We start from the raw sequence: 6,704 nt of genomic DNA on the forward strand, positions 1-6,704 counted from the left end.
TCAGACGTGGTGGTGTGACTGCGGCACGACGCCGACCTTCTCGCCTTCGCCCAGGACCACGAACTGGCCCATCATTCCGTCGTCTTCGTGCCGCAACAGGTGACAGTGGTACATGTACGGCGTGTTCGGGTCGGTGTGGCCGCGAAAGCGCATCGCCAGCCGGTAGTGCTTTCCCTGTGCCAGCAGGACGGTGTCCTTCCAGCCGCGCAGGTGTGGTTCCGGCTTCCCGTCGTCGACCGTCAGCACCTGGAACTGCACGTCGTGGACGTGGAAGTTGTGAATGAAGCCGTTGTCGTTGACCACGTCCCACACCTCGACGGTGCCCTCGCGGACACCGAAGTCGATGCGGTCCATCGCCATCGACCGACCGTTGATCTGGTCCGAGGCGAGCACGAAGGAGCGTTCCCGCGCGACCTTTTCGCCGGCGAGGTCCGGTGCGACGCCGAGCACGGCGGGGATCTCGGCGCCGTCGGAGAGGGTGGCCGCGGCCCGGAACTGGCAGATGTCGAGACGGTCGTCGAAGCCGTTGATCCGTCCCAGGGTGCCGCCGTACTCGGAGGGGTAGGAGCGCAGTTCGACCTGCTCTCCCGGCTTGAAGGCGACCACGATCTCGGCGCGTTCCCCCGGTGAGAGGTACAGGCGCTCGGTGTTCCACGGTCTGGCGAGCAGGCCGCCGTCGGTGGCGACGAGCGAGAACGTCCGGTCGTCGGAGAAACCGAAGTTGTACAGGCGGGCGTTGGAGCCGTTGAGCAGGCGCAGCCGCACGAGCCCGGTCGTGACGTCGACGTACGGGCCGATCGTGCCGTTGACGAGCACCTCGTCACCTATGATGCCCAGCGAGCCGCCCAGCGGCACCCGTTTCTCGAACTGGTTGTCCCCGTCGAACGCACGGTCCTGAACGATCATCGGGATGTCGTCGACGCCGTACTCGGACGGCAGCTTCGACGCCTCGCTGTCCTCGTCGTCGACGATGAACAGCCCGCCCAGGCCCCGGTACATGTGGTCGGCGGTCGAGCCGTGCACGTGCGGGTGGTACCAGAGCGTCGCGGCGGGCTGGTCGATCGTCCACCCCGGTCGCCAGGTCTCGTTGGCCGGGACGACCTGGTGCGGTCCGCCGTCCATGGCCGCGGGCAGGTGCATCCCGTGCCAGTGGAGCGAGGTGTCCTGATCCAGGCCGTTGCGCACGGCGAACTCGACCCGCTCGCCGCGCCGGGCGCGGATCGTCGGACCGAGGTACGTACCGTTCACACCCCAGGTGCGGGTGGCCGAACCGGCCTTGAACCGTGTCTCGCCCGACTGGATGCCGAGCGTGAAGACCCGGGCACCCGAGGTGTTGGTCTCCGACTCCGCCTGCGGCGGGATCGACAGGGCCTTGTCGAAGGAGACCTTGCCGACCGTGTCCAGCTTCGCGGCGTAGTAGTAGACACCGAAACCACCGCCGGCGAGGACCACCGAGCCCCCGATGCCGAATCCGAGGGCCTTCAGCGCTGTGCGTCGTTTCATGGGGACACCGTCCCGAACCGGAGGGCCCCTTCGCGTCGGCACAAATTGCGTAGGCCGGACCTCGCACGCACGCAGAGACGCCCGCAGACGCCCGCAGACGTCCGCGACGCCCGCAGGCGTACGCAGACGTACGCAGACATACGTAGTTCCTACCGACGCGAAGTACCCCCCGTCGTGGGAGGATCTTCCCCCTGGTCCCGCCACGGGGTGACCAAGGCCGGGCACGTCTTGTTCACTCCACCCGTCTTCTGGAGGCCCGTTGTCCCCCATACCCACCAGTGACGTCGACCTCTACACCGAGTCCGCGCGCATCGACCCGTACGGCATCTATGCCGAACTGCGGGCTCTCGGGCCGGTGGTGTACCTGTCCCGCCACGATCTCTACGCGTTGCCCCGCTACGACGAGGTGCGCGCCGCCCTGATGGACTGGCAGACGTTTTCCTCGGCGCGGGGCGTGTTCGTGGATCCGGACGTGAACGCCCAACTGGAGGGGATCACGCTGTGCAGTGATCCGCCCGAGCACACGGCGATGCGCTCCGTGCTGGGGCGGCCACTGCGGCCGGACCGGATGCGCGAGGTGACTCCGCGGATCGAGGCCGAGGCCGACCGGGTGGTCGAGCGGCTGGTCGGCCGGGGCCGGTTCGAGGTCGTCACCGAACTGGCGGAGTACCTGCCCATGACCGTCGTGTCGGACCTGGTCGGGCTCCCCGATCACGGGCGGGAAAAGATGCTGGAGTGGGCCGCGGCCATCTGGAACACCCAGGGGCCCGCCGACGACCGGGCGGCCGCGGCGGGGCCCGCCGTCGAGGAGTTCATGGCCTTCGCCTTCGAGGACGCCGTGCCGGGGAAGATCGACCCCGACGGCTGGGCGGCACACCTCTACGAGGCCGCCGACCGTGGCGAGATCCCGCACGACAAGTGCCCGGTCATGATGCTCGACTACGTCACCCCCAGCCTGGACACGACCATCCTCGCGATCACCAGCGCGGTCGCGTTGTTCGCCCAGAACCCGGACCAGTGGGAACTGCTCCGCGCGGACCGCTCGTTGATCCCGCACGCGATCAACGAGTCGCTGCGGCTGGAAACCCCGGCGCCCCAGTTCAGCCGGGTGCTCACCGAAGACCACGAGATCGGCGGATTTCCGCTGGCCGCGGGCTCACGGGTCGCGCTGCTCTACGCCTCCGCCAATCGCGACGAGCGTCACTACCCGGACCCCGAGCGCTTCGACATCACCCGGCGCCCTTCGGACCACCTCGCCTTCGGGCGGGGAGAGCACGTGTGCGTCGGGATGCACCTCGCCAGGCTGGAAATGAGCGCGCTGCTGGAACGGCTCGCCGACCGGGTCGCCGGCTTCGACATACTCGAACACCGCCCGATGATCAACAACGGGTTGCGCGGCCTCGACCACCTGGAAGTGGCGATCGAACCCGCGACCTGACACCTGACATCTGGCACCGCATGCACCCCGTTCATCTCCCGTATGCCTGAAATTCACTGGGAATTGACGCCTGATTCTCAGGTGGCTCCCAGGTAGCGCCTGTTCCGTGTCCCGTGCCGGTCGACGAGGCCGCAGGGACAAAGGAGGCGCATGGTGGCATTGCCGGAAGAGGGTGGCGGCGAGGGCGACGGCGACGGCGACGGCGAGGAACCGTTGCACGTCGCCAGCAGGCTGCACGCGTTCAACCGGTTCGAGCTGAAGTACCTCGTGCCGGTCGAACAGGCCGGCGAGATCCGGGACGAGCTGGCTGAGCGCATGGACCGGGACCTGAACGGCCCGGTCGGCGGCTACGGAGTGTGGAGCCTCTACTACGACACTCCCCAACTGCGCTTCTACTGGGAGAAGATCGACGGGCTGAAGTTCCGCCGCAAGCTGCGCATCCGGCACTACGGGAACCTGGACGAGGTGACCGACGAGTCCCCCGTGTACGTGGAGATCAAGCAGCGGATCAACCGGGTCACACAGAAGCGCCGGATCACCCTCCCGTACGAGGTCGCCCGGCAGTTGTGCGACGGGCGGCAGACGATCGACCACTCGGCGGGGGAGAGCGCCTTCGTCCAGGAGGTCCTCGAACTCGTCGTACGGCTGAACCTGCGACCCACCGTCATCACCGGCTACCAGCGTGAAGCCCTGGTCGGCCGGGCCGCGGACACCGGTCTGCGGGTGACGTTCGACCGGCGCGTCCGCGGCCGGGACCGCGACTTCCACTTCGGCACGCCGAACGCGGAGAACCGGTTCACCATCCCGCCGCACATGTCGGTGATGGAGGTCAAGGTCAACGAGCGCACCCCGCACTGGATCACCGACCTGGCCGCCCGCCGCAACCTCAGCCTCGTCCGGGTCTCCAAGTACGTGCAGTCCGTGGAGGCGTTCGGCCGGGCGCCCCGGTCCCTCTTCCACATCAACGAGGCGGACTGTCCGCCTCCCACCCCCACCACGCCGCTGTCCGAGCAGCGGTCGGCGCACGACGCGCCCGTGAAAGCAGGAGCAGAGTGAACTTCGACCTCCAGGAACTCAGCGGCACGTTCAGCGTCGCCGACGTCGTCGTCGCCATGGCGCTGTCGTTCGTCCTGAGTACGCTGATCGGCTACGTCTACCGGTACACGCACCGGAACGTCTCCTACAGCCAGTCCTACGTCCAGACCCTGGTGATCGTGGGCATGATCGTCGCCCTGATCATGCTGGTCGTCGGGTCCAACCTGGCCCGCGCGTTCTCGCTCGTCGGCGCGTTGTCCGTGGTCCGCTTCCGCAACGCCGTGAAGGAGACCCGCGACGTCGGCTTCATCTTCCTCGCCATGGCGATCGGCATGGCCTGCGGCGCCCGCTTCTACACGCTGGCCGCGGTCGGCGCCGTCGTCATCTGCGCCATCGTCGTCATCATGTTCAAGTTCAACTGGTTCGCCCTGAACGTCCAGCGCCAGGTGGTCAAGGTGCAGGTGCCCGCCGGTGAGAACTACGGTCCGGCGATCAGCGACGTGCTCATCAAGTACACCAGCGAGTACGAGCTGGTGAGCACGGAGACGATCCGGGGCGGCGCCCTCAACGAGGTCTTCTACACGGTGCGGATGAAGAAGGGCACCGAGCCCGGCGATCTGGTGAGCGCGCTCCAGGAGCGCACCTCCGGACAGCGGGTGACGGTGCTGACCGGTTACGACACGACCGACCTGTGATGCCGGGCAACGGCACGCCGGTGCGCGCGCGACGGCGGCTGAAGGACCGGGTGCCGGTACGGCTGCGGCACCACTGGAAGCCGGTCGGCGCGCTGTGCGCGGGGCTCGCCGTCATGGTCTACGCCTTCGGCGACGCCCGCGTCTCGCCGTACGTCACCTCCTCCTCCCGCGTGGAGGCCGACGTCATCACGGACGACGTCCGGGGGACGGTCGACGTTTACGACACGTCCGTCGCGCACTCCATCCAACTGGAGTACGACCAGACCGAGTTCGACAAGATGATGAAGGAGTTCCAGGAGGACGGGAACAAGGAGTACATCAAGGCGGACCTCACCGTCGACGGGGTCTACCTCCAAGACGTCGGACTCCGCCTGAAGGGCAACTCCACACTGATGTCCCTGCGCGGCAACGGCCAGGGCGGACCCGGTGGCGGCCGGAACACGCCCGGTGGTGCCGGTGGCGGGCAGGGAGCCCCGGCCCCGCAGCAGCAGCAAGGCGGCGGGGCCGGGGGACAGGGCGGTCAGCGGCAGGGCGCCGCAGCCGGCGGCGCGGGCGGCGGCGGCATGGGTGGCGGCGGCATGACGCAGTACAACCTGTCCGAGGACAAGCCCGAGGAACTGCCCTGGCTGATCAAGGTCGACGAGTTCGTCGAGGGCCGCGCCTACCAGGGCGAGCGCGAGATCTCCCTGCGCCCCGGCAGTAACCAACAGGTGCCGGTGAACGAGGCACTGACGCTGAACCTGATGGACACCAGCGGCCTGAAGAACGAGCGGTACGCCTTCACCTCGGTCCAGGTCAACGACGGGCCCGAAGTCACCCGGCTGATGGTCGAGAACCCCGACACCGAGTACGCCGACTCCGTCGGTGACGGCAACGGGGTGATGTACAAGGCGCGGGCCGGCAGCAGCTTCTCGTACGTCGGGGACGACCCCACGGACTACGAGGAGTCCTTCAAGCAGCTCAACAAGGTCGGCAGCCAGGACCTCGAACCGGTCATGAAGCTCATCCGGTGGGTCGACCAGGCCTCGGACGGCGAGTTCGAGAAGAACCTCGACCAGTACGTCGACGTGGAGTCCCTCGCCACGTACGTCGCGGCACAGAACCTCCTCCTGAACTCCGACGACATGGCGGGCCCGGGCCAGAACTACCTCCTCTGGTACGACCTGGACACCAAGAAGTTCACCGTCCTGGGCTGGGACTACAACCTCACGCTCTCCGGCAACGCGACCACGGGCCCGGACGACGAGACCGGCATGGGCGGCGGCACGGACGGGGACACCGCGATGCCGGAAGGCGCGCCTGAAGGCATGCCCGAGGGCATGCCCGGCGGTGGCGCGGATCAGGGCCAGAACGGCGAAAGCCGCATGGGCAACGGCGGCATGGGCGGCCACGTGCTCAAGGAGCGCTTCCTCGCCTCCGACACCCTCGACGGCGTCTACAAGAAGGCGTACCGGGAGCTGTACGAGAAGTTCTACAGCTCGGGCACCGCGCTGAAGGCCCTCGACAGCGTCGCCGACCAGGCGGGCACGGCCGGCGCGGACGGCGACGAACTGGACTCCGCCGTCGAGAACCTGCGCAAGACGGTCCAAGAGCGCACCGCGGCGCTGGCGAAGGACGAGGAGGTCACGGGCTGATCCCCCGGTGTCCGGCCGGACTCCCACCCGGGAGCCCGGCCGGACACCGGGTCTAAGTTCAGCCGCGTGAGTCGGTCGCCAGCGTCGTGAACGCCGACCAGGCATTGCGGGAGACAGTCAGGGCATGCCGCTGGGTGTCCTTCGAGTCCCGGACAAGAACGACGCTGGGGCGCAGTGCCACCTCGATACAGTTGTCACCGCCACCGCCGCTGTAGCTGCTCTTGAACCAGGCCAGCTCGCTTGTGTTCATAGCGCTCCTCGCATCTGCTCCAGCAGGCTCACCGTGGTTTGGTGACTCAGAGGTCGGGTAGCCGGACCACGTTGCCGTGATCCGGCCCCCTCAGAACCGGACGTGCGCCTTTCAACGCATCCGGCTCAAGCAAGCCGCGAGGGCTTCGC

Annotated in this window: 6 protein-coding genes; 4 read left to right on the top strand and 2 right to left on the bottom strand. The window is 67.9% G+C overall.

Annotation, left to right across the window (positions count from 1 at the left end):
- Window positions 1-1,503 (bottom strand): multicopper oxidase family protein, encoded by a 1,503-nt coding sequence (locus KUM40_RS12525; protein WP_217165883.1) that lies wholly within the window; start codon window positions 1,501-1,503, stop codon window positions 1-3.
- A gap of 259 nt (window positions 1,504-1,762) precedes the next feature.
- Between KUM40_RS12525 and KUM40_RS12530 the strand changes: the two genes are divergently transcribed.
- The 4 genes from KUM40_RS12530 to KUM40_RS12545 all read left to right on the top strand — a co-directional run bounded on the left by KUM40_RS12530 (window position 1,763) and on the right by KUM40_RS12545 (window position 6,305).
- The gene (locus tag KUM40_RS12530; RefSeq protein WP_217165884.1) at window positions 1,763-2,941 is read left to right on the top strand and encodes a cytochrome P450; all 1,179 of its coding nucleotides are present in this window, start codon (window positions 1,763-1,765) and stop codon (window positions 2,939-2,941) included.
- Between the two features lie 150 nt (window positions 2,942-3,091).
- Complete coding sequence (locus KUM40_RS12535; protein ID WP_217165885.1) at window positions 3,092-3,997, top strand: polyphosphate polymerase domain-containing protein; 906 nt, start codon at window positions 3,092-3,094, stop codon at window positions 3,995-3,997.
- On the top strand, window positions 3,994-4,671 hold the full coding sequence (locus KUM40_RS12540) for a DUF4956 domain-containing protein (RefSeq protein ID WP_217165886.1): 678 nt from the start codon (window positions 3,994-3,996) through the stop codon (window positions 4,669-4,671). Before KUM40_RS12535 ends, KUM40_RS12540 begins: the two co-directional genes overlap by 4 nt.
- On the top strand, window positions 4,671-6,305 hold the full coding sequence (locus KUM40_RS12545) for a CotH kinase family protein (protein WP_217165887.1): 1,635 nt from the start codon (window positions 4,671-4,673) through the stop codon (window positions 6,303-6,305). The genes KUM40_RS12540 and KUM40_RS12545 overlap by 1 nt, the downstream gene beginning before the upstream one ends.
- A gap of 58 nt (window positions 6,306-6,363) precedes the next feature.
- Here the strand turns inward: KUM40_RS12545 and KUM40_RS12550 are convergent, their stop codons facing one another.
- Entirely contained in the window at window positions 6,364-6,555 is a 192-nt protein-coding gene (locus KUM40_RS12550) for a DUF397 domain-containing protein (protein WP_217165888.1), read from the bottom strand.
- Between the last annotated feature and the right edge of the window lie 149 nt (window positions 6,556-6,704).

Origin of the sequence: Streptomyces sp. AC512_CC834 (assembly GCF_019049325.1) — a bacterium.
Classification (GTDB): Bacteria; Actinomycetota; Actinomycetes; order Streptomycetales; family Streptomycetaceae; genus Streptomyces.